The organism is Nonomuraea endophytica, from assembly GCF_014203235.1.
GTDB classification, from domain to species: domain Bacteria; phylum Actinomycetota; class Actinomycetes; order Streptosporangiales; family Streptosporangiaceae; genus Nonomuraea; species Nonomuraea endophytica.
On record NZ_JACHIN010000003.1, the window covers coordinates 60,729 to 83,284 of the forward strand.

The following is a 22,556-nucleotide window of genomic DNA, read 5'->3' on the forward strand; positions in this document are numbered from 1 at the left end:
TTGAATTCGTGTTAGGCCGTGCCTAGGCTCCAGCTCATGAGCCTCATCGCTTTCGATCCCTCGCGACGCCGCTGGTCGCTCACCACTCCACGCACCAGCTACGTCATCGGGCTCACCGACGACGACGTGCCCGCCTGCCTGCACTGGGGGCCGAGGCTCACACCTGAGCAGGCCGCCGCGCTGCCGGGCGCCGTGCCGTTCAGGGCCAGCAGTTTCGACGAGTCCGGCGTGGCCGAGGAGCTCCTCACCGAGGCCGGCGCCCGCTTCGGCGCCGCCTCCCTGCAGATCCGCTTCGCCAACGGCGACACCGGCGTGGAATGGCAGCACACCGGGCACGAGATCGAGGACGGCCACCTGACGATCCTGATGCGCGACCGCGCCCACCCGCTGGAGGTGGCGCTGCACTACCGCGTGCGCGCGGACAGCGACGTCGTCGAGCGCTGGACGGAGATCCGCTCAGAGGAGCCCGTCACGCTGCTGCGCTGCGACTCGGCCGCCTGGAACCTGCCCCCGCTGCCCGGCTACCGGCTCAGCCACGCCAGCGGCGGATGGGCCGCCGAGAACTCCGTGCGCCGCGTGGAACTGCCCGTCGGCGAGACCGTCCTGACCAGCCGGCGCGGCATCACCAGCCACCAGGCCAACCCCTGGGTCATGGTCGACTCCGGCGAGGCGGGCGAGGAGCACGGCGAGGTCTGGAGCGCCGCCCTGGCCTGGAGCGGAAGCTGGCGCCTCACGCTCGGCCGCACCCCTTCCGGGCGCACCGGCTGGACCGGCGGGTTCGGCCACGAAGGGGTGTCCTGGCAGGGGACTGAGTGGAGCACGCCGGTCTTCGCCGGGCTCTACTCCGACGGCGGGTTCGGGGGCGCCAGCCGTACGTGGCATCGCTATGTCAACGAGCACGTCCGGCCGGCCGCCGGCGAGCTGCGGCCGCTGCTCTACAACTCGTGGGAGGCCGTCGGCTTCGACGTCGGCGAGGAGAGCCAGAAGCGCATGGCGGCGCTGGCCGCGCGGGTCGGGGCGGAGGTGTTCGTCATGGACGACGCCTGGTTCGGCGGGCGTACCAGCGACCGGGCCGGGCTCGGCGACTGGTGGCCCAACCCCGTGCGATTCCCGGACGGGCTGACGCCGCTCATCGAGGAGGTGCACCGGCTCGGCATGAAGTTCGGGCTGTGGGTGGAGCCCGAGATGGTCAACCCCGACAGCGACCTCTACCGCGAGCACCCCGACTGGGTCGTGCACATGCCGGGACGGCCGCGCACCGAGCTGCGCCACCAGCTGCTGCTCGACTTCTCCCGCCCCGAGGTGGCCGACTGGGCGCACAAGTGGCTGCACCGGCTGGTCAGCGAGCACGCCATCGACTTCCTCAAGTGGGACTGCAACCGCACCTTCACCCAGGCCGACCCGGGCGACCTGCTGGTCGGGCACGTGCGGGCCGTCTACTCCATCCTCGACCGGCTGCGCGCCGACCACCCGCACCTGCGCGTGGAGGCCTGCTCGGGCGGCGGCGGGCGGACCGACCTCGGCATGATGGCCCGCACCGACCAGGTCTGGACCTCCGACAACACCGACGCCGCCGACCGCCTGTCCATCCAGCACGGCTTCACCCAGATCTACCCGGCCGGCGCCATGGCCGCCTGGGTCACCGACAGTCCCAACCCGATCACCGGCCGGCGCGTCCCGCTCGCCTTCCGCTTCCACGTGGCCATGGCCGGCGTGCTCGGCCTCGGCGGCGACCTGCCGAACTGGAGCGAGCGGGAGCTCGACGAAGCCGCCGGGCTGGTCGCCCTCTACAAGGACATCCGCCCCGTCGTCCAGTACGGCGAGCTGCACCGGCTGCGCGAGGCCGTGCAGTACACGCTGGGCGAGCGGGTCGTCGTGCTCGCCTTCAGGCGCCGCGCCGCGTTCGGCGCGCCCGGCGTGCCCCTGCGCCTGTCCGGACTCGACCCCGACGCCCGCTACCGCGACGAGGACACCGGCGCCGTCCACCACGGCGTGCTGCTGACCTCCCGCGGCCTGCTGCCCCCCTTCCCCAACGACGACTACGCCAGCGCCCTCATCCGCCTGCGCAAGGAGCAGCCTTGACCCGCCGCTACGCCATCGTCGGACTCGGACACCGCGCCGGGATGTACGTCAACGCCCTGAGAGGTGACTGGAGCCACGCCGGGGAGCTGGTCGCCTTCTGCGACACCAACGCCTCCCGCATGGCCTCCTACGGCGCCGATGTGCCCGCCTACCAGGACTTCGGCCAGATGCTCGACGCGGCGCGCCCCGACGTCGTCATCGTCACCAGCCCCGACCGCACCCACCACGTCTACGCCGTCTCCGCCCTGGAGCGCGGCTGCGCCGTCATCGTCGAGAAGCCCCTCGCCACCACGGCCGAAGGCTGCCGGGCCATCGCCAAGGCCGCCGGCGACGTGACGATCACCTTCAACTACCGCTACTCGCCGCGCAACTCAGCGGTGAAGCGCCTGGTCGCCGAGGGCGCCATCGGCGAGGTCACCTCCGTGCACTTCGAATGGCTGCTCGACACCATGCACGGCGCCGACTACTTCCGCCGCTGGCACCGCGACAAGGCCAACTCCGGCGGCCTGCTCGTGCACAAGTCCGGCCACCACTTCGACCTGGTCAACTGGTGGCTGGCCGCCGCCCCCCAGACCGTCTACGCCGAAGGCGACCTGCGCTTCTACGGCCACGCCAACGCCCCGGGCCCGCGCCCGCCCCGCAGCCGGGACTCCGGCCTCATCGGCGCCGACCGCTTCTCCATCGACCTGGCCGCCGACCCCCGGCTCGACACCCTCTACCTCCAGGCCGAGCACGAGGACGGCTACCACCGCGACCAGGACGTCTTCGCCCCCGGCGTGAACATCGAGGACAACATGGCGGTGCTGGTCCGCTACGACTCCCGCGCGCTGCTGACCTACTCGCTGCACGCGCACGCGCCCTGGGAGGGCTACCGGGTCGCGCTCAACGGCACCCTCGGCCGGATCGAGCTCGACGTCGTCGAACGCGAGTGGGCCGACCCCGACTCCGCCGCCAAGCTCGGCAAGGGCGCCAGACGGCTCACCGAGGGGCGGGTACGCGGCGAGCGCCTCGTCCTGCAGCGCCACTGGGAACCCGCCGAGGAGATCGAGATCCCGACCGGCTCCGGCGGGCACGGCGGCGGCGACCGGCTCCTGCTCGACGACCTGTTCGGCACGCCGGCCCCCGACCCGCTGGGCCGCCGCGCCGACTACACCGACGGCATCCGCGCCGCCGGGATCGGCATCGCGGCCAACACGTCCATCGAGACGGGCCTGCCGGTGCGGGTCTGAGGCATGGACCGCGTCACGCTGACGCCCGCGGCCACCGCCGTGTTCGCCACCGTTCTCACCCGCGGGCCCATCTCCAGGACCGAGGTGTCCCGGGTGACGGGGCTGTCGACGGCCGCCGTCACCAAGGTGGTCAGGCCCATCCTGGCCGCCGGGTACCTGGACGAACTGCCCGTCGGGCGGGCCTCGGCCGGGTCGGGGCGGCCGGCGGCGCCGCTGGCCGTACGGGCTGATCGGGAGTTCTTCGCCGGGGTGTGGCTGCGGGCGGGGGAACTGGTCGTGGTGCTGGCGGACCTGCGGGCGGGGGTGCGTGCGGCGCACCGGATCCCGCTGCCCGGCACGTCCGTCGCCGCCGTGGTCGCCGCCGTCGCCCGTGCCGTCGCCGTCCTGGGCGCGCCCGGCGCCCTGGTGCGGCGGGTGGGGGTGGCGGTGCCGGGGGAGGTGGACCGGGGTTCCGGCATCGTGCGGCGCGGGCCGTACCCGGGCTGGCGGGACGTGCCGCTTGCGGCGCTCGTGCGCGAGGCGACCGGCCTGCCGGCCACCGTCGAGAACGACGTCAGGGCGCTGACCGTCGCCGAGCAGTGGTTCGGGGAGGGCGCGGGCACCCGCTCGTTCGCGCTGGTGACGGTGGGCGAGGGGGTCGGCTGCGGGCTCGTGGTCAACGGCGCGCTGGTCGAGGGAGGGTACGGCGTGGCCGGCGAGATCGGCCACGTCCCGGTGGACGACACCGGCCCGCGTTGCCACTGCGGCGGCCGGGGCTGCGTCGAGGCGATCGCCGCCGAGCCCGCCGTCGTGGCCCGGATCCGCGCCGCGACCGGCCGGGCCGCCCTGGACCTGCCCGGCGCCGTGGCCCTGGCCCGGACCGGCGACCGCGCGGCGCTGGAGTCGTTCGCGGCGGCCGGCCGGGCGGTGGGGCGGGGGATCGCGGCCATGGTCAACATGTTCGGGCCCGAGAAGGTCGTGGTCACCGGGGACGGCGTGGCCGTATTGGAGAAGGATCTGCGCGCCGCCTACGGTCCGCAGGCGTTCGGCGCTGCGGGTGGCTGCCCGCTGATCGTCGAACCCCTGCCGCCCGAGTCGTGGGCGCGCGCCGCGGCGGCGGTCACGATCATGGCCCTCATCGGACTGGGCCCCGGCTAGGTCAACCGGCTGATGGTCGAGGTGGCGGCGGTGCGGGCGGCCTTCCAGACCTCCTCCAGCGAGTCGCCCCGGTCCATGGCGGCCATCACGGTCAGCTTGGCCGCCCCCACCAGGGAGCCGACGATCGTGGCCGCCTCCAGGAGGTCGATCTCGTCCTGGTACGCCTCGTGCAGCGCCTTGGCCAGCCGCAACTGGCTGTCGAACAGCAGGTGCAGCGCCTTGGCCTGCAGGGCGGGCACGCTCATGATCAGGTCGACACGCTCGAGGCTCAGGTCGAGCGCGAGGTCTTCCTCGGTCGTCCAGTTCAGGCTGGCCTCGCTCACCCGCAGCAGAAGGTCGCCGATGGACTCGCCGGGCCGGCGCCGGCCGACCATGCCGAGGATGGCCTCCAGCCGGATGCCGCCGTCATGGAAGATCACATCTTCCTTGCTGCCGAAGTAGCTGAAGAACGTGCGGGTCGACACGTCGGCCGCCGCGGCGATCTCGGCCAGCGTGGTCTCCTCGTAGCCCTTCTCGGTGAAGAGCCGGAGCGCGGCCTCGATCAGCGCGCGCCTGGTGCGCACCTTCTTGCGCTCGCGTAGCCCTGTCATGGCGAAACTCTACACCGCTTTATGATTTGCATCCGTTGCAAAATTGCATCTGGAGAGGTTTTCTGGAGTCATGACAACCTTTCCCATGCGGCGGCAGCGGCCGCTCGACCCGCCCGACGAGTTCGGCGTCCTGCGCGAGCAGGGTTCCATGCACCGCATGACCTACCCGGACGGCCACGAGGGCTGGCTCGTCACCGGATACGGCGCCGCCCGCGCCATCCTCGCCGACAACCGCTTCAGCAACCGGACGGAGCTCCAGCACCAGGCCATCCCGGCGCGAGCGGCGATCGCGGAACAGTTCAAGGCGCAGATGCCGGACACCAATCGGCAGCCGGGGATGTTCCTGCGGATGGACCCGCCCGAGCACACCCGCTTCCGCAAGCTGCTGACCGGCCAGTTCACGGTCCGGCGGATGAAGGGGCTGGAGCCGCGGATCGCCGAGATCACCGAGGAGCGGCTCGACACCATGACCGCGCCGGCCGACCTGGTCGAGGACTTCGCGCTGCCGATCCCGTCGCTGGTCATCTGCGAGCTGCTCGGCGTGCCGTACGAGGACAGGGAGACCTTCCAGCGCGACTCGGCCACGCTGCTCTCACTCGACGGCGACGTGGGCTCGCTGATCGCCGCCTACCAGGATCTGGCCGGATACCTCTACGGGCTCATCGCGAAGAAGCGCGCCCAGCCGGACGAGGCGCTGCTCAGCGGGCTGCTCGACCTGGAGGACGACGAGCTGCTCGGCGTGGCGTTCCTGCTGCTCATCGCCGGCCACGAGACCACCGCGAACATGCTCGGCCTCGGCACCTTCGCCCTGCTCACCAACCCCGCCCAGCTCGCGCTCATGCGCGACGACCCCTCGGCGGTCGACAACGGGGTCGAGGAACTGCTCCGCTACCTCACGATCATCCACGCCGGACCGGGCCGGGCGGCGCTGGAGGACGTCGAGATCGACGGCCACCAGATCAAGGCGGGGGAGACGGTCACGATCTCGCTGCCCTCGGCCAACCGCGACCCCGCCCACTTCGAGGCGCCCGACCGGCTCGACCTCACCCGCTCGGCCACCGGCCACCTGACCTTCGGGCACGGCATCCACCAGTGCCTCGGCCAGCAACTGGCCAGGATCGAGATGCGCATCGCCTTCCCCGCGCTGCTGCGGCGCTTCCCCGGGCTACGGCTGGCGTGCGCGCCCTCGGAGGTGCCGATGCGCTCGGACATGGCCATCTATGGTGTGCACCGCCTCCCCGTTACCTGGTAGAGAGGTAGGCATGGAGATCAAAGCAGACACGGACGTCTGCATCGGAGCTGGGATGTGCGCGCTGACCGCGCCCGAGGTGTTCGACCAGAGCGAGGAGGAGGGCACCGTCGTGGTGCTCGTCTCACCCGTCCCGGAAGGCCAGGAGGCTCTGGTACGGCGGGCCGTACAGCAGTGCCCTTCGGGCGCGATCAGCGTCTGAGCACGGCTCAGGAGGCGGCGGTCACGGCGACGGCGCGGTCCAGGGCGGGCGGGGAGACGGGGCCCTTCGCGAGGAAGGCGCGGAAGGCCTCGTAGTCCCGGCTGCCGCGGACCGCGTCGGTGTACCCGGCGAAGGCGCTGTAGCCGTCGGCGCCGATCAGCGTGTAGGCCAGGGCGGCCAGCCGGTAGCCGCGGGCCGGGTCGAGCGGCTTGCCGTCGATGAGCACGCTGGTGACGCGCTCGCCGACCGGCTTGCTCACGTCATACGAGAAGCGGACATTTCCTGAAACGGCCAGCGGGGCGAACCGGACCGTCCCGTCGGGCTGCGTCTGCCACTGCTGCTCCAGCGCCTGGTCGATCTGGCTGCCCTTCACGGTCGCGGTGACCACCGGGTTGGCGTAGCCCCAGGTGTTCCACGCCTCGCCGAACAGCACCTTGCCGTCGCCGTCGGCCGGATCGGCGCCCTTGGCGAAGCGCAGGTCGCCGCGCAACGAGTTCGAGCCCTTCACCGGCGCCACCGCCACCACGGCCAGGTCGGCGCCGGCGCTGTCGGCGCGCTCGGCGTCGGCCAGCACGTTGCCGAGCGTGCTCTCGCCGTCGGCGTCGCGGGTCCTGGTCAGGTCGCCGGTGATCGTGCCGACCTGGCGGGCCGAAACGCCCTTCTCGGCGGCCACCCAGTGGTCGACCAGCTTGACCATCGCCGGGTCGGCCGGAACGTCCCTGGTGACCGGGTGGTTCGTGGAGACCGTGGCCGAGCGGATCACCTCGCGGCTGCGGCGGTCGATCTTCAGGTTGATCTCGTTGATCAGCTTGCCGTGGAAGGCGGCCTCGACGACCGGGCGCGGGTTGCCCTCGGGGTCGGGGATCGAGCAGTTGAACGGCGCGTGCCAGTGGCCCGTCACGATCGCGTCGATCTCGGCCGAGGCCTGGCGGGCGAAGTCGATGACCGGGCCCGTGGGGTTGGCGTTGCACCGGTCGTAGACGTCGCCGGCCGTACCGCCCTCGTGGACGTTGGCCACGATCGCCTCGACGCCGCGGCGCTTGAGCTCGGCCGCGTACGTGTTGGCCGTCTCCACCAGCGGCAGGTTGTCCAGCGACGGCTGGAACGAGGTCGAGCCCTCCACCGTCGTCGTGGTCGTCAGATTGATGAACCCGACCGGCACACCCTGGAAGTACTTGATCACGTAAGGCTTGAGCACCGGCCGCGTGCTGCCCTCGCGCGTCACGTTGGCCGCGGAGAAGTCGAAACGCGCGCCGCGGAAGCGACGCCCGTCGGAGTCGGTGAAGCAGCTGTCAACGCCGCGCTGCCCGAAGCACTTGCCGCGGCCCATGTGGTCGCGCAGGAACTCCAGCGAGATGTCCAGCTCATGGTTGCCCACCGCCGAGAAGTCCACGCCGATCTTGTTCAGGAACTCGATCGTCGGCTCGTCGGCCAGCCTGGCCACCTCCGGCGGCCAGCCGCTGAAGCTGTCTCCGGTGGTGAAGGTGACGGTGTTGCGCTTGCCCTGGCGCAGGTTCTTCAGATGCGTCGCGATGTACGGCGCGCCGCCCACCACGATGCTCTTGCCCTGGGCGTCCTTGATGGTGCCGTTGCCGGCGTCGGTGTGGGGACGGACGTAGCCGTGGAAGTCCGTGAGGGACAGCAACTGCACGTCGACGGACCGGTGGCCGGAGGCCGTGTCCGCCGTTGGGGGTTCGGCGGCCCGCGTGTCGGCGAAGGCCTGGGTTCCGCTGAGAACGGCTATAGCCGCGGCGATGACCGCGCCTCGAAGGGGGAATCGCACGCAATGCTCCTATTGTCGGTAATTGCGTGCCAGATCCTCCGCGTCCCACCCCTACGCCCGGTAAAGCACTCCCAAATCCCCGGCAAACGATCACCAACAGTCCCGGGCGTTTCACCGGCCGGACCGCGTCAGGGAGTCGCGGCGCGGCCCTTCTTCGCGGCGCGTACCTGGTGGAGCGTGATGTCGTAGTGCAGCTCCTCGACACTGTGGATGAAGCCCTGCAGGGCGGACCCCGCCGCCGAGTAGGCCTGCGAACTGCCCGAGGTGTCCCCGTTCTCCGGCAGCGCGGTCAGCTTGGCCTCAAACTCGGAGAACGCCGTGTCGAACTTCTTCCCCGCGATCCCGTACCGCTTGGCGAACGCGCGGGCCACCGGCAGGAACGCCAGCCCCTTGGCCCGGACCGCGGCGCTGTAGGCCTGCCACTCGGCCGGCTCCATCGACGGCTCTCCCCAGACGGACGCCGTCTTCCGCGCGTAGGAGTCGGTGACCTCCTCGGCCAGCGACCCGTCCGCCGCCACCGCCGACGCGTCCCGCGCCTCGTGCACGTCGTGCAGCTCCGCACTCGTGAGCAGCCCGAACGGCTCGCGCACCGCCCGGGTGACCACCTTCCAGTCCTCCGCCATCGGCTCGTGCCGGGTCCTGGCCACGTCCCGGTCCTTTATCCGGTTGATGAACAACGCCACCACCAGGCCGCCCGAGGCGAAGCCGATGACGCTGGACAGCAGGTTGACCGTGATCGGGTGCTGCTGGAGCCAGGCGAGCTGGAACTGCTCCATGTACATGCTGAGGCCGAACGAGACGACCGCGATGACGGCCAGGATCCGCAGCAGAGCGCGCGGGGCATTCTGATCCACGAGTGGTTCCTTCCGGGGACCAGGAGATCGTAGCCCTTCCACCCCAGAGCGAACGCACCGGGAGCACTCGCCCCCGCCCGCCACCCTGCCCACCCCCGCCCACCCCGCCCTTCCTGGCGCTTCTGCCCTGCCCCTTCTTTCACCTTTGCTCCCGCCTGTTCCTTCACCTCTGACGCCAGCGCCCCACCTGCCACCCGCCGTCCACGCACCCTGCCGACCCCTGCCGCGCAGCCATGGCCCTCCTCGGACCCGCCTCTCCGCCGGGCCGTGGTCGCCTCAGCCCCGCCCTTACCGTCACCTCCACCCCCGTGCTCCCTTGGTCCAGGTGTGCTCCGCAAGGGGGGTCTGGTCGGTCCGTGGCCAGGTCGGCGGGGTTGGGTCTGCCGGAGCCCGAACCCTGGCCGTTGATCGAACCCGTGTTCGCAGAATCGGTTGACATCCAACGTGATCGAAATTATGTTCGATGCTGGACGCGGGGCTCGCGGCTCGCGTCTGCAGGTCCTGATCGCGGGCGAACCGCCTCCCCCATGGCGGGGTCCGCGATCAGGGTCCACGGGCGAAGGGCGTGTCCTCGTCGTCGGCGGAGACGAGTGGGCGCGTCCCGGCCGGACGGGGTGAGGGGAAGCTCCTCGTCCGGCCGCCCGGCGGAAATGTCGGTGGGCTCTGAAATTGTTAGCACCACCGGTGGAAACGCCGGCAGCCCCCATAACCCCAAGGAGGCGCGCAAGATGTCTCGACGGCAGACAGACAACACCGGCCCCCGGCTGTCGCCCGCGGTGCGGGCACACCTGGCGGATTCACGTGCCTGCCTGGCAGAGGCGATGACGGCCCGCACCCCGGCGACACGATATGTGGCGGCTCACATGGCGGCGCTGAGAGCGTCCGCCGCGATCCTGGCCGCCCACCCGAGGCCGATGGAGGGCCGCAGACGCCGCCTGCGCAGCGCCTGGGAGCTCCTGCCCGAAGCCGAACCCGACCTTGCCCCGTGGGCCGCCTACTTCGCGCAGAGCGCCGCAAAGCGCGCCGCTGCCGAGGCGGGCGTGGTCCGCGGCATCACCTCGGCCGACGCGGACGAGCTCCTGGCCGACGCCGAGACGTTCGTCACCACGGCCGAGTCCCTGCTGGGCGTCCCCGCCCAGCCCCAACTCCCCATAGACATCCCCCTCGCCGGCTAGCACGAGCACCACGGCATGGCCTTCCCCCATGCCGGCTCCCGCCACCGGCGAGGGGGCTCCCCGCCCACCCATAACCACCAGCCCGGTCCGCCCCGGGCACCCGCTACCGGCGAGGGGCTCCTCGCCCACCTCGCAGCACGCCCCGGTCCGCCCCGGGGCGCCCGCCCTCAGCACCATGCCCAGGCACTCCACCGCCCACCGAACCGCAGCAGCAACCCAGGACAACAGCGCCGCCCGCCGGTCCACGGTTGCCGCTCGGGACCACGGCCGACGCGACGAGCCCGGCAGTCGCGGCGGACCCCAGGACCGCGGCAGCTGCCCGGCTGTGCGGAAGATGCCGGGGAGCTTGGGGGATCCCTGCGATCTGAGGCTCGGTTCAGGCCGAGAGGTTGATTGACGGGCTGAGACGGTGGTTGACGGGCTGAGAGGCTGGTGACGGTTGGCCTGCGCGGCGCAAGCTGGCCTGTGCGGGCAAGCGGGCACGTGCGTCGGTGGAGGCGGCCGACGGGCGGTGCGCTCGGTGGTTTCGCTATGGGCCGATCTGAGTCGGTGCGAGCGTCCCTATAGCAGGTCGGTGGGGTCACCGATGTCGTTGACCGCACCGGCCGTGGCGTCTGGGCCGGGCCGTAAAGGGCCGGGCCGGTCTATCGTCGCCGGATGAACGATCGACTCACCGGCGCGATCCAACTGCCGGACGGCGGCTGGGTGCGCGGACGCGGGCTGCGCAACGCCGTCCCGGAGGGGCCGGACCCCCAATACGGGCTGTACCTCGGCACCGCCAAGCTGCGCCGCAAGCACGATCACACCTGGCCGCACGACTGGATCGACTGGCCGGACTTCCTGCTGCCCCGCGACACGGGCGAGGCGGTCCGTCTGATCCGGGCCCTGCACGTACGGCTCCAGGCGGGTGAACCTGCCGAGGTCGCCTGCGGTGGCGGAGTGGGCCGCACCGGCACGGTCCTGTCGTGCCTCGCCGTGCTGTCAGGCCTCGCCCCCGCCGACGCGATCGCCTGGACCCGCGCCCACCACCACCCCCGCGCCGTCGAAACCCCCTGGCAGCGGCGGTGGGTGTCTCGGTTTCCATCCGTTACGGCACAGCCGTCCTAACGCCACCCGCCGTCGTGCGCCGGCCCCGATCGTGGGGATCGCTTCTCACGTCGGACGTGGTTCCCGCCGCAACGGCGCCTGTTGACCGGCCAAGCGCACACGACCAGCCCAATCGCCCGGCAACCTGACGACCCGAGAGCTCCTGGATGTCGGCAAGCCCGCATGTCTCCGAGCCTGCGTGCCCAGGCCCGCATGTTTCCGACCTGGGTGCCCAGGCCCGGACCTGCGTGCCCAGGCCCGCGTGTCACCAATGTCCGCGTGAGGGATCTGCGGCGCGACACTTGGGCAGGTTGCTAGACGCGCGTGGGGTTCCGTGGGATGGAGGGGTATCAAGATCCGGTGTGGCTCCAAGCCCCTGAGTGCCCCTATGGCCACACCCCCGGCCCACAGTCACCCCCGGGGGCCCGGGGAACGCGAAAGGCGCGCCTGAGGTGTTCAGGCGCGCCCTCTCACGAACTAGGTCAGAACGACTCGACCGCCCGCCGGGCCTCGGCGTCGAGCACGCCCCAGCTGATCAGTTCCTCGGTCAGCTCACTCGGCGACTTGTCATAGATCACGGCAAGGGAGCGCAGGTCCTCCTGCCGGATCGAGAGCACCTTGCCGTTGTAGTCACCGCGCTGCGACTGGATGGTCGCCGCGTACCGGGCGAGTGCCCCGGCCTTCTCCTTCGGCAGCGTGGCCAGACGCTCGAGGTCGATCACAAGCTTGGGTGTCGGGCCGAGCGGGCTGGGGGCGGCGCCGCCCGGCAGCAGTTCGGACACCGGTACCCCGTAGAAGTCGGCAAGCTCGGCAAGCTTCTGCACCGTGACGGCCCGGTCGCCGCGCTCATAGGAGCCCACGACCACGGCTTTCCAGCGTCCGCGCGACTTCTCCTCGACTCCGTGCAGGGACAGCCCCTGCTGGGTGCGGATCGCGCGGAGTCGTGCACCCAGCGATTTTGCGTACTCAGACGGCATCGTTGTGGCCCCCCGGCTCGTGTTATGTACTGCTCTCAGTAGATTGTGCGCCTTTGCGACGATTGCCCCGGCCACCGGGGGGTCTGGCGCCAAGCTCGGCACCATCGGTAGCCATGGCCCTGGGTTTAGCCCAGAACGCCGCGCAAAGTGGTTACGCACAGTGACGGTAAAGGGGGTTAAGCCGAAGGTCAAGCTGATTGGAAAAAAGATGCCGAATCCGGTCCGGTATGGATCGCCTCAAACGCCCCTCTTGTCCCGTTGGTAACAGTACTTCGTCATAGTTTGCCGAGGGATATCCAGCTATGGCTCTCGAGTCAGGATCATGACGGGGCAGGTTGCCGCCTTGACGATTTTGATGGAGGTGTCGCCCAGAAACACCCGGCGCAGCGGCCCGGAACTACTCGACGCGCAGATGATCAGCTCGCCGTCCAGCCACGTGGCCGCGCCCAGGGCCTGGGCCACGTTCCTGCCCTCCAGGATCTCCACGTCCACCTGCAGCCTGCGGCGCTGCCCGCGCGCCGCCGCCTTCAGGTCGGCCGCCGCCTGCTCGCGCAGCCGTTCGGACATCTCCTGCTCGATCTTGGCCTTCCTGGCGCTGCTGACGACCAGCGTGACCAGCCGCAGCGGCACGTCCAGGCTCACCGCCGCCCGCGCCGCCTCGGCGACCGCGTGGTCACAGCCGGGGCCGCGCCGGTAGGCGACCGTGAGGCGTTCGAACTCGGCCGGCGGCTCCTCCGACCAGCCCTTGGGCGCCAGCAGTACCGGAACGGAGGATGAGTGCAGCAGCTGGTCGGCGGTGCTGCCGAGCGAGATGCGGCCCTTGGCGCCCGAGGGCGCCGAGCCGATCACGACCACGTCCGCCTCGCGCTTGCGGGCCAGCTCCACCAGGCCGCGCCCGCTGCCCTTGTTGGTGTGGACGACGTAGTCGGCCTCGTCGCCGGCCAGTTCGCGGGCCTGCTCCAGCGTCCCGTCCGCCTGCTCGCGCAGGTAGGCGCGCCAGGCGCTCTCGTCGGCCTTGGCAGGCCCCGGCGTGTTCCAGGCGGGCGGCTGCACGGTCGCGACCGTCAGCTTCGCCCTGGCCTGCCTGGCCAGGAGTACGGCAAGCGCCAGGCCGTCACGTCCGCGAGGCTCGGCGATGAAGCCGGTCAGCACGTTCTCGATCTTCATCGGGGCACCTCCGTGCGGAGCCTGGAGTGGCGGTAGCCGTACAGGAAATAGCAGATGAAACCGACGGCCATCCACAGCGCGAACGCCAGCCACGTGACGCCCTGAAGGCCGGCCATCACGACCACGCACATGATCACGCCGAGGATCGGCGTGATCGGGAACAGCGGCGTCCTGAAGTTGCGCTGAAGGTCGGGCCGGGTACGGCGGAGCACGATCACGCCGACGTTGACGATCGCGAAGGCGAACAGGGTGCCGATGCTGGTGGCCTCGGCCAGTTGCCCGAGCGGGATGAGCCCGGCCAGGACGCTGATGAACAGCGCCACGATCAGCGTGTTGGCGACCGGGACCTGGCGGCGCGGGTTGACCTTCTGGAACACCTTCGGGATCAGCCCGTCGCGCGACATCGCGAACAGGATGCGGGTCTGGCCGTACATGACGGTGAGGACGACGCTGGCGATGGCGATGACGGCGCCGAAGGAGACGACCAGGCCGGGCCAGGTGGCGCCGGTGGCGAGGTCGACGATGACGGCGAGGCTGGCCTCGGTGTTCTCGGGGTCGAAGTCGGTCCACGGCATGGCGCCGATGGCGGCGACCGCGACCAGCACGTAGATCGCCGTCACGATCACCAGCGAGAAGATGATCGCCAGCGGCAGGTCGCGCTTGGGGTTCTTGGCCTCCTCACCGGCGGTGGAGGCGGCGTCGAAGCCGATATAGGAGAAGAAGACCTGCGAGGCGGCGGCGGTGATGCCGAGGGCGCCCAGCGGGGCGAACGGGGTGAAGTTCTTCGACTGGAAGGCGGTGAACGCCACCACGCAGAAGAACGCCAGCACCGCGACCTTGATGAGCACGAAGACCACGTTGGCGGTGGCCGACTCGGAGGAGCCGCCGAGCAGCAGCCAGGTGCACAGCAGCACGATGAGGATGGCGGTCACGTTGACGACGCCGCCCTTGTCGCCGGGGGAGTGGGTGATCGCCGCGGGCAGCTGCCAGCCGAACAGCCCCTGCAGGAACGTGTTGAGGTACTCGCCCCAGCCGACGGCCACGGCCGCGACCGACACGGCGTACTCCAGCATGAGACACCAGCCGCAGACCCAGGCCACGATCTCGCCGAGCGTGGCATAGGCGTAGGAGTAGGACGAGCCGGACACCGGGATGGTCCCGGCCAGCTCGGCGTAGCTCAGCGCGGAGAACAGGGCCGTGATGGCGGCCAGCACGAACGCCAGCACCACCGCCGGGCCCGCCTTCGGCACGGCCTGGCCGAGGATGACGAAGATGCCCGTGCCGAGCGTGGCGCCGACGCTGAAGAGGGTCAGCTGCCACAGGCCCATCGTGCGCCGTAGCTCGCCGCCCTCACCCCGGCCGGCCTCCGAGACGATCTCGTCCGTCGGCTTGATGCGGAACAACTGTGTCAGTGCCACCGGCACCTCCCCAAAGAAGGGGCCTCCGCCCCGATGCGACTAAAGCGTGCTGATCAGCGGCCAGGTGGCGCTCGGCGTGATGATCGTGCCCGCCTTCCCCTTGAGGATCTCCACGGCCTGGTCGAGCTTGCCGATCGCGGCCATGTCACCCGTGGTCTCGACGAACCTGCACACCGCTTCCACCTTCGGCCCCATCGAGCCGGCGGGGAAGTCGATGGAGCGCAGTTCGTACGGAGTGGTGTGCCCGATCTCGCTCTGCTGCGGCGTGCCGAAGTCCTTCATGACCCGCGGCACGTCGGTGAGGATCAGGAACGCGTCGCAGTCCAGCGCCTCGGCCAGCATCGACGCGGTCAGGTCCTTGTCGATGACGGCCTCGACCCCGGACAGCCGGCCCTGGGCGTCGCGGACGACCGGGATGCCCCCGCCGCCCGCGCAGACCACCACGACGCCGTCGCGTACGGCCTTGCGGATCAGCCGGGTCTCCACCACGCGCTGCGGCGCCGGAGAAGGCACCACGCGGCGCCAGTACTGGCCGTCCTGCCTGACCACCCAGTCGTTCTCCCTGGCCAGCTTCTCGGCCTCGGCCTGCTCGTAGACCTGGCCGACGAACTTGGTCGGGTTCTCGAAGGCCGGGTCGACCGCCGAGACGAGCGTCTGGGTGACCAGCGCCATGACCTGCCGGCCGGGCAGGGCGTTCTGCAGGGCCTGCAGCATCCAGTAGCCGATCATGCCCTGGGTCTCGGCGCCGAGCGTGTCGAAGGAGTAGGCCCTGGTCAGGTTGGTGTCGGCGGCGCTCTCCAGCGCCAGCATCCCGACCTGGGGACCGTTCCCGTGGGTGATGATCAGCTCGTGCTCTTCGGCCAGCTTGGCCAGCGTCTTCACCGCGATGTTGACGTTGGCGATCTGGGTGTCGGCGTCCGGCCGGTCCCCGCGCTTGAGCAGCGCGTTGCCCCCGAGGGCGACGATAACGCGCATCGCGCTCAGTCCCCGAGGGTGGCCACCATGATGGCCTTGATCGTGTGCAGGCGGTTCTCGGCCTCGTCGAAGACGATCGAGCGCGGCGACTCGAAGACGCTCTCGGTCACCTCCAGGGCGTCCAGGCCGGTCTTCTCGTAGATGTCCTCGCCGACCTTCGTCTCCCGGTTGTGGAAGGCCGGCAGGCAGTGCATGAACTTCACCTTGGCGTTGCCGGTGGCCTTCACCACCTTGTCGTTGATCTGGTACGGCTTCAGCAGCTTGATCCGCTCGTCCCAGACCTCCTTGGGCTCGCCCATCGACACCCACACGTCGGTGTAGAGGTAGTCGACGCCCTTGACGCCCTTGGCCACGTCGTCGGTGATAGTGATCGTGGCCCCGGTCTGCTTGGCGAGGTCCTTGGCCGGCTTGACGACCATCTGACTGTCGGGCTGCAGCGCCTTGGGGGCGACCAGCCGTACGTCCATGCCGAACATCGCGCCGGTGACCAGCAGCGAGTTGCCCATGTTGTTGCGGGCGTCGCCGAGGTAGGCGAAGGAGATGTCGTGCAGCGGCTTGTCGCTGTGCTCCTTCATGGTGAGCATGTCGGCGAGCATCTGCGTGGGGTGCCACTCGTCGGTGAGCCCGTTCCACACCGGCACGCCCGAGTAGAGGGCGAGCTCCTCCACGTTGGACTGGGCGCTGCCCCGGTACTCGATGCCGTCGAACATCCGGCCGAGCACCCGGGCGGTGTCCTTGACCGACTCCTTGTGCCCCATCTGCGAGCCGGACGGGTCCAGGTAGGTGACGTGCGCGCCCTGGTCGTGGGCGGCCACCTCGAACGCGCACCGGGTGCGGGTCGAGGACTTCTCGAAGATCAGGGCGATGTTCTTGCCCTTGAGCCGCTGCTGTTCGACGCCGGCGTACTTGGCCGCCTTCAGGTCGGCCGCCAGGCGCAGCAGGAACCCGAACTCCTCTGGCGTGAAGTCCAGTTCCTTGAGAAAGCTGCGCCCGCGCAGGTTGAATGCCATGAAGTTTCCCCCCGAGAACCCGAAAAGGTCAGATGCCGTCGCGTTCCAGCGGGCAGCTCATGCAGCGCGGGCCGCCGCGCCCCCTGCCCAGCTCACTGCCCCTGATGGTGATCACTTCGATGCCCTCCGAGCGGAGGAAGTTGTTGGTGGTGGTGTTGCGCTCGTAGGCGACCACCACGCCGGGCTCGATGGCCAGCACGTTGCAGCCGTCGTCCCACTGCTCGCGCTCGGCGGCGTAGACGTCCTGGTGGGCGGTCAGGATCTTGATGTCGTCCAGGTCCAGGGCGCGCGCGATCGCCTTGTGCATGTCCTCGGGGCGGTGGTCGGTGACCTTGAGCTCTTTGTCGTTGTCGCCGGGCTCGATCGTGTAGGAGGGCAGCATGCCGAGGCCGGCGTACTTGGTGAACACGCCCACGTCCACGTTGGTCATCACGGTGTCGAGGTGCATGAAGGCGCGGGCCTTCGGCATGTTGAGCGCCACGATCTTCTTGGCGCCGTTGTGCTTGAAGAGGTTGCGCGCGAGCATCTCGACCGCCTGCGGCTGGGTGCGCTCGCTCATGCCGATGAGTACGGCCCCGCGCCCGATGACCAGCACGTCCCCGCCCTCCATCGTGGCCGGGGCGACCGAGGTGCCGGGCATCCACACGTTGAAGCCGCCCGCCTCGGGCCGGCGGTACCCGGCGGCGAAGACCGGGTGGTAGCGGTAGACGGCCTCCAGGTTGATCGTCTCGGCCTGGCGGGCCTTCTTCTTCATGGCGTTGATCGAGACGCCGTTGTAGATCCAGCAGGAGGTGTCGCGGGTGAACAGGTGGTTGGGCAGCGGCGGGAGGACGAAGTCGGACTCGTCCAGCACGTGGTAGGCGACGCTCTTGGGGTCGACCCCGCGCTCCATCAGCTCGCCCTTGGTGATGCCGCCGGTGAGGAACTGCTGGAGCTCGGCCGAGGGCATGGCGTCCAGGACGTTGCGCACGGCGTCCACGGCCAGCGGGCCGATCCAGCGCTCGTCGACCACGTGCTCCAGCACGTGCTTGCGCGCCTCGGGGATGTCGAGGGTCTCGCGCAGGAGGTCGGCCAGCATGTAGACCGTGATGCCGCGGTCGCGCAGGACCTGCTGCCACTCCTCGTGCTCCTCAACGGCCCGCTGCACCCACAGGACGTCGTCGAAGAGGAACTCGTCCTTGTTGGTGGGTGTGAGGCGCTTCAGGGCCAGCTCGGGCTTGTGCAGCATCACCTGGTGGAGCTTGCCCACCTCGGAATCGACGTGAAAGGTCATTTCTTCTCTATCCCCTCAGGAAACGCGGACGTCACGCGGGCCGTACTCGCCCCTCTTGGACTTGACCCAGATGTAGACCGGAACACCCACGAGGAGCATGAGCGTCCCGCCGAGCACCGCCTCGGCGCCGGAGCCGAAGGCCATCCAGAACGCGAACAGCAGCGCGACCACCGCGATGATCATGTCCCTGGCCAGGCGGCGTTTGTCGACCAGGCGCCCTCCGGTGGCCAGCCAGAAGATCTGGGCGGCGGCTGAGAAGAAGTACGGGATGACCGTGGTGAAGGAGGCCAGCAGCACGATGGTGTTGAAGGCGTTCTCCGAGGCGTAGCCAACCAGCAGCATCACCGAGGTCAGGACGGTGCCGGCCAGGATGCCGGCGGCCGGGACGCCCCGGCGCGAGACCCGGCCGAAGACCGGCGGGAACATGCCGTCCTTGGCCGCGGCCAGCGGCATCTCGGCCACCAGCATGGTCCAGCCGTTCAGCGCCCCGATGCCGGAGATGATCGCGCAGGCGGCCATGAGGATGCCGCCGGCCGAGCCGCCGAACATGTTGTTGAGCGCGTCGGCGAACGGCGCCGTGGAGTTGACCAGGCGATCGTGCGGCACGGTGCCCATGACGGCGACGGTGCTCAGGATGTAGAGCACCGCGCAGGCGAGCACGCCGATGACGCTGGCCCGGCCGATGTTGCGCTCGGGGTTCCTGATCTTCTCGGCGGCGATGGACACGCTCTCGACGCCGGAGTAGATGAACAGGGCGACCGCGCCGGCCATCGAGATGGCGCCGACCCAGTTGCCGTCGGTGGCGTTGAACGCGCCGAAGTTGGCGCCCTGGATGAAGAAGAGCCCGATGATGCCGACGAACAGCAGCGGGGCGAACTTCAGGATCGTGGTGACGAGCTGGAAGGCGGCCATGTTCCTGGCGCCCATCAAGTTCACGACCGCGGGGATCCACAGGCCGACCAGCCCGATGACGATGGCGGCCGGCACGCTGTTCCAGTTGACGCCGAAGACCTGCTGGGCGAAGTACTGGACGTAGCCGACCCAGGCGACGGCGATCGCGGCGTTGCCGATCCACGCCGTCAGCCAGAACGACCAGGCGTTCCAGAACCCGGCGAACTCGCCGAAGGCGCTGCGCGCGTAGGCGTAGGGGCCGCCACCGGCGGGGATGCGCTCGCCGAGCTTGCCGAAGACCATGGCCATGGCGATGGCGCCGATCGTGACGACGACCATCGCAATGAGGCTGACGGTGCCGAAGGCGGCCAGGGAGGCCGGCAGCAGGAAGATCCCGGTGCCGACGACGTTGCCGATGATGAGCGCGATGGCCGAGCCGAGCCCGAGCCCTCCGGAGCTGGGAGTGGTCTCGGTGGGAGTCGCGGTCGTGACGCCGCCCTCGGGCGGTCGTGGTTCCCCCATACGGTGCCCCCGTGCACGTCGGTCCGCGGAAAGCCGCAGGCGGAACGCGTGCGACTCACGGTGACGTGCCCGGCACTCAGAGTGCTGACACGGGGCCTTGTCCGGAAATTACCTGATCACGGCGTGCGGTAGATCGGACGGTGAGCCGCTCAGCAGCAGCACGACCGTGAAGACCGCGAGGCAGAGCGCGATCAGCGCCACCGGCCAGGCGTCCCAGGCCTGCGGGATGCGCTCGGCGGTCACGACCCCGCTGCCGTGCTCGGAGAGGTCCTTGACCAGCGCCGGGTCCTCCACCGCGAGCTGGCGGGCGATCGCGTCCAGGACCGTTTGCTCCCGTGCGGACAGCGCCATGATGAAACCTCCCCCAAGTGACTTGAAGGAGGTTTTATACCGCTTTATCCGTTTTTGCCAAATCCGTCAGGAGTGCTTGAGCGCCTCCGCGCCGCCGACGATCTCGGTGATCTCCGTCGTGATCTCCGCCTGCCGCGCCTCGTTGGCCTCGCGCGTGAGCTTCTCGATGAGCTCGTGCGCGTTCTCGGTCGCCGCCATCATCGCGGTACGGCGGGCCGCGTGCTCGGCCGCCGCCGACGACAGCAGCATGTACCAGATCCGCGAGCGCACGTACTTCTGCAGCATCTCGTCCAGCACCGCCTCCGGCGAAGGATCGAACTCGTAGGGCGCCTTGGGCAGCCCCGGGGTCGTGCCCGCCTCCTCCTCGACCTCCTCCACCTGCAGCGGCAGGATCCTGGTGACACGCGGCGCCTGCGTCAGCATCGAGACGAACTCCGTGAAGACCACGTGCACCTCGCCCACGCCGCCGTCCCTGGTCGGCATGTCGAACGCCGCGATGAGCTCCTTGCCGATCTCGGCGGCGGTGTCGTAGCCGGGCCGGCCGCTCATCCCCGACCACTGCCCGGCCATCCCCAGGCCGCGAAAGCGGAACCAGTCGACCCCCTTGCGGCCCACCACGTAGTAGAGCGGCTCCTTGCCCTGCGCCTCGAACATCGCGTGCAGGGCCTGGCCGTTCTTGATGACGTTGTGGTTGTAGCCGCCGGCGAACCCCCGGTCGCTGGTCAGCACCAGCACCGCCACCCGCGAGGTGTCCGGCCGCTCGTTGAGCAGCGCGTGGTTCATCTTCATGTGGTGGCTGACGAGCGCCGAGACCGCCGCGGAGATCTCCCGCGCGTACGGCTGCGCCGCGTCGGCGCGCTCGCGGGCCTTGCCCACCCGCGACGAGGCGATCAGCTCCTGAGCTCGTGTGATCTTCGCGGTCGACTTCACGGACTTGATCCGCTGCCTGATCAGGCGTAGCTGAGCACCCATTGTGACCCCCCGACTACATGGTGTGCGTGATCAGGTTAACGCGCCGAGGGGGCTCCGTATCGTGGCTGGTGGCGCCTGGTACTGTGTGTCCCGACCGACACCCTTTTAAGTCCCGTCCCGTGAGGCGGGGAAGGTGGTGATGATTTCCCATGTCCGAATCAAGGGCCGTTCTCGAAGGCCCGGACATCCACCGGGCGCTGACCCGGATCGCGCACGAGATCCTCGAGCGCACCAAGGGCGCCGACGGCGTCGTCCTCCTCGGCATCCCGACCCGCGGCGTCACTCTGGCCCGCCGGCTCGGTGAGCGGATCGAGCAGTTCGAAGGCGTGAAGATCCCCGTCGGCTCGATCGACATCACGATGTACCGCGACGATCTGCGGCTCAAGCCCGCCCGCCCCCTCGGCCACACCGAGCTTCCGCCGGACGGCGTCGACGGCAGGACCGTCGTGCTCGTCGACGACGTGCTCTACTCCGGCCGCACCGTCCGCGCCGCGCTCGACGCGCTCAACGACCTGGGCCGCCCGACGGCCGTTCAGCTCGCCACGCTGGTCGACAGGGGTCACCGCGAGCTCCCCATCCGCGCCGACTACGTCGGGAAGAACCTGCCGACCGCCAAGAGCGAGAAGGTCAAGGTCTTCCTCGACGAAATCGACGGGCGCGACGCAGTGGAGTTGATCAAGTGAACAAGCATCTCATTTCCGCCGCCGACCTGTCCAAGGACGACGCGCTGCTCATCCTCGACACCGCCGAGGAACTGGCCGCCGTCTCGGAACGGTCCATCAAGAAGCTGCCGACGCTGCGCGGCCGTACCGTGGTCAACCTGTTCTTCGAGGACTCCACCCGCACCCGCATCAGCTTCGAGGCCGCCGCCAAGCGGCTGTCGGCCGACGTCATCAACTTCTCCGCCAAGGGCTCCAGCGTCTCCAAGGGCGAGTCGCTCAAGGACACCGCGCTGACCCTGGAGGCGATGGGCGCCGACGCGGTCGTCATCCGCCACGGCGCCTCCGGCGCGCCGCACCGCCTGGCCAACTGGGTGCGCGGCAGCGTCGTCAACGCCGGCGACGGCACCCACGAGCACCCCACGCAGGCCCTGCTCGACGCCTTCTCGATGCGCCGCCGCCTCGGCTCGCTGGAAGGCCGCAAGATCACCATCGTCGGCGACGTGCTCCACTCGCGCGTGGCCCGCTCGAACGTGCTGCTCCTGGCCACGCTCGGCGCCGACGTGACGCTGGTCGCCCCGCCCACGCTGCTGCCGGTCTCGGTCGGCACCTGGCCCTGCGAGGTCTCCTACGACCTCGACGCGGTGCTGCCCAAGTCGGACGTGGTCATGATGCTCCGCGTGCAGAAGGAGCGCATGAACGCCGCCTACTTCCCCAGCGAGCGCGAGTACTCGAGGCGCTACGGCCTGGACCGCGACCGCTTCGCCAAGATGCCGGACGACGCCATCGTGATGCACCCCGGCCCGATGAACCGGGGCATGGAGATCGCCGCCGACGTGGCCGACTCCCCGCGCTCGACCATCGTCGAGCAGGTCGCCAACGGCGTGACCACCCGCATGGCCGTCCTGTACCTGCTCCTCGGGGGAGAGTCCGCACAGTGAGAGAGCGCAGCGA

21 protein-coding genes are annotated in these 22,556 nt (G+C 70.0%); 9 read left to right on the forward strand and 12 right to left on the reverse strand.

Features of this window, described 5'->3' with window-relative positions:
• Window positions 1–36: 36 nt before the first annotated feature.
• From HNR40_RS12260 to HNR40_RS12270, 3 genes are read left to right on the forward strand one after another with little or no spacing between them, the layout of a single operon-like run.
• Window positions 37–2,082, forward strand: a complete 2,046-nt coding sequence (locus tag HNR40_RS12260; protein ID WP_184960615.1) for an alpha-galactosidase — start codon at window positions 37–39, stop codon at window positions 2,080–2,082.
• The gene (locus HNR40_RS12265) at window positions 2,079–3,311 is read left to right on the forward strand and encodes a Gfo/Idh/MocA family oxidoreductase (RefSeq protein ID WP_184960616.1); all 1,233 of its coding nucleotides are present in this window, start codon (window positions 2,079–2,081) and stop codon (window positions 3,309–3,311) included. The genes HNR40_RS12260 and HNR40_RS12265 overlap by 4 nt, the downstream gene beginning before the upstream one ends.
• A 3-nt stretch (window positions 3,312–3,314) precedes the next feature.
• Window positions 3,315–4,448 (forward strand): ROK family protein, encoded by a 1,134-nt coding sequence (locus tag HNR40_RS12270; protein ID WP_184960617.1) that lies wholly within the window; start codon window positions 3,315–3,317, stop codon window positions 4,446–4,448.
• Here HNR40_RS12270 and HNR40_RS12275 read toward each other — a convergent pair.
• Window positions 4,445–5,038 carry a TetR/AcrR family transcriptional regulator gene (locus HNR40_RS12275; protein WP_184960618.1) on the reverse strand — a complete coding sequence of 198 codons (594 nt, stop codon included), beginning with the start codon at window positions 5,036–5,038 and terminating at the stop codon, window positions 4,445–4,447. The genes HNR40_RS12270 and HNR40_RS12275 overlap by 4 nt on opposite strands.
• A gap of 70 nt (window positions 5,039–5,108) precedes the next feature.
• Between HNR40_RS12275 and HNR40_RS12280 the strand changes: the two genes are divergently transcribed.
• Together HNR40_RS12280 and HNR40_RS12285 are read left to right on the forward strand one after the other, a co-directional pair.
• Complete coding sequence (locus HNR40_RS12280) at window positions 5,109–6,290, forward strand: cytochrome P450 (RefSeq protein WP_184960619.1); 1,182 nt, start codon at window positions 5,109–5,111, stop codon at window positions 6,288–6,290.
• A gap of 10 nt (window positions 6,291–6,300) precedes the next feature.
• On the forward strand, window positions 6,301–6,489 hold the full coding sequence (locus HNR40_RS12285; protein WP_184960620.1) for a ferredoxin: 189 nt from the start codon (window positions 6,301–6,303) through the stop codon (window positions 6,487–6,489).
• 7 nt (window positions 6,490–6,496) lie between these two features.
• On the opposite strand, the gene HNR40_RS12290 is transcribed toward HNR40_RS12285, so the two are convergent.
• Both HNR40_RS12290 and HNR40_RS12295 read right to left on the reverse strand, forming a co-directional pair.
• Window positions 6,497–8,272 carry a bifunctional metallophosphatase/5'-nucleotidase gene (locus HNR40_RS12290; protein WP_184960621.1) on the reverse strand — a complete coding sequence of 592 codons (1,776 nt, stop codon included), beginning with the start codon at window positions 8,270–8,272 and terminating at the stop codon, window positions 6,497–6,499.
• Window positions 8,273–8,400: 128 nt separating this feature from the next.
• Complete coding sequence (locus HNR40_RS12295) at window positions 8,401–9,126, reverse strand: hypothetical protein (RefSeq protein ID WP_184960622.1); 726 nt, start codon at window positions 9,124–9,126, stop codon at window positions 8,401–8,403.
• Between the two features lie 728 nt (window positions 9,127–9,854).
• On the opposite strand from HNR40_RS12295, the gene HNR40_RS12300 reads away from it, so the two are divergent.
• The gene (locus HNR40_RS12300) at window positions 9,855–10,301 is read left to right on the forward strand and encodes an SAV_6107 family HEPN domain-containing protein (protein WP_184960623.1); all 447 of its coding nucleotides are present in this window, start codon (window positions 9,855–9,857) and stop codon (window positions 10,299–10,301) included.
• 657 nt (window positions 10,302–10,958) lie between these two features.
• Window positions 10,959–11,408 carry a protein-tyrosine phosphatase family protein gene (locus tag HNR40_RS12305; RefSeq protein WP_184960624.1) on the forward strand — a complete coding sequence of 150 codons (450 nt, stop codon included), beginning with the start codon at window positions 10,959–10,961 and terminating at the stop codon, window positions 11,406–11,408.
• A 461-nt stretch (window positions 11,409–11,869) separates the two neighbouring features.
• On the opposite strand, the gene bldD is transcribed toward HNR40_RS12305, so the two are convergent.
• The 9 genes from bldD to HNR40_RS12350 form a co-directional block, all read right to left on the reverse strand.
• Window positions 11,870–12,364: a transcriptional regulator BldD gene (gene bldD, locus HNR40_RS12310; protein WP_026214021.1), complete on the reverse strand. Its 495-nt coding sequence runs from the start codon at window positions 12,362–12,364 to the stop codon at window positions 11,870–11,872.
• Between the two features lie 300 nt (window positions 12,365–12,664).
• Window positions 12,665–13,531 carry a universal stress protein gene (locus tag HNR40_RS12315; RefSeq protein WP_184960625.1) on the reverse strand — a complete coding sequence of 289 codons (867 nt, stop codon included), beginning with the start codon at window positions 13,529–13,531 and terminating at the stop codon, window positions 12,665–12,667.
• The gene (locus HNR40_RS12320) at window positions 13,528–14,949 is read right to left on the reverse strand and encodes an amino acid permease (RefSeq protein WP_312896305.1); all 1,422 of its coding nucleotides are present in this window, start codon (window positions 14,947–14,949) and stop codon (window positions 13,528–13,530) included. Before HNR40_RS12320 ends, HNR40_RS12315 begins: the two co-directional genes overlap by 4 nt.
• Window positions 14,950–14,988: 39 nt before the next feature.
• On the reverse strand, window positions 14,989–15,924 hold the full coding sequence (arcC, locus tag HNR40_RS12325; protein ID WP_184960626.1) for a carbamate kinase: 936 nt from the start codon (window positions 15,922–15,924) through the stop codon (window positions 14,989–14,991).
• Window positions 15,925–15,929: 5 nt separating this feature from the next.
• The gene (gene argF / locus HNR40_RS12330) at window positions 15,930–16,934 is read right to left on the reverse strand and encodes an ornithine carbamoyltransferase (RefSeq protein WP_184960627.1); all 1,005 of its coding nucleotides are present in this window, start codon (window positions 16,932–16,934) and stop codon (window positions 15,930–15,932) included.
• Window positions 16,935–16,962: 28 nt separating this feature from the next.
• Window positions 16,963–18,207 carry an arginine deiminase gene (locus HNR40_RS12335; protein WP_184960628.1) on the reverse strand — a complete coding sequence of 415 codons (1,245 nt, stop codon included), beginning with the start codon at window positions 18,205–18,207 and terminating at the stop codon, window positions 16,963–16,965.
• A gap of 15 nt (window positions 18,208–18,222) precedes the next feature.
• A complete protein-coding gene (locus HNR40_RS12340; protein WP_184960629.1) occupies window positions 18,223–19,620 on the reverse strand; it encodes an amino acid permease in 1,398 nt (465 codons plus the stop codon).
• A gap of 108 nt (window positions 19,621–19,728) precedes the next feature.
• On the reverse strand, window positions 19,729–19,971 hold the full coding sequence (locus tag HNR40_RS12345) for a DUF3040 domain-containing protein (RefSeq protein WP_184960630.1): 243 nt from the start codon (window positions 19,969–19,971) through the stop codon (window positions 19,729–19,731).
• A 66-nt stretch (window positions 19,972–20,037) separates the two neighbouring features.
• Window positions 20,038–20,943, reverse strand: coding sequence for a F0F1 ATP synthase subunit gamma (locus HNR40_RS12350; RefSeq protein ID WP_184960631.1), 906 nt, complete (start codon window positions 20,941–20,943; stop codon window positions 20,038–20,040).
• 149 nt (window positions 20,944–21,092) lie between these two features.
• Between HNR40_RS12350 and pyrR the strand changes: the two genes are divergently transcribed.
• Window positions 21,093–21,626 carry a bifunctional pyr operon transcriptional regulator/uracil phosphoribosyltransferase PyrR gene (gene pyrR, locus HNR40_RS12355; protein WP_184960632.1) on the forward strand — a complete coding sequence of 178 codons (534 nt, stop codon included), beginning with the start codon at window positions 21,093–21,095 and terminating at the stop codon, window positions 21,624–21,626.
• A complete protein-coding gene (locus tag HNR40_RS12360; protein WP_184960633.1) occupies window positions 21,623–22,543 on the forward strand; it encodes an aspartate carbamoyltransferase catalytic subunit in 921 nt (306 codons plus the stop codon). Before pyrR ends, HNR40_RS12360 begins: the two co-directional genes overlap by 4 nt.
• Window positions 22,544–22,556 lie beyond the last annotated feature (13 nt).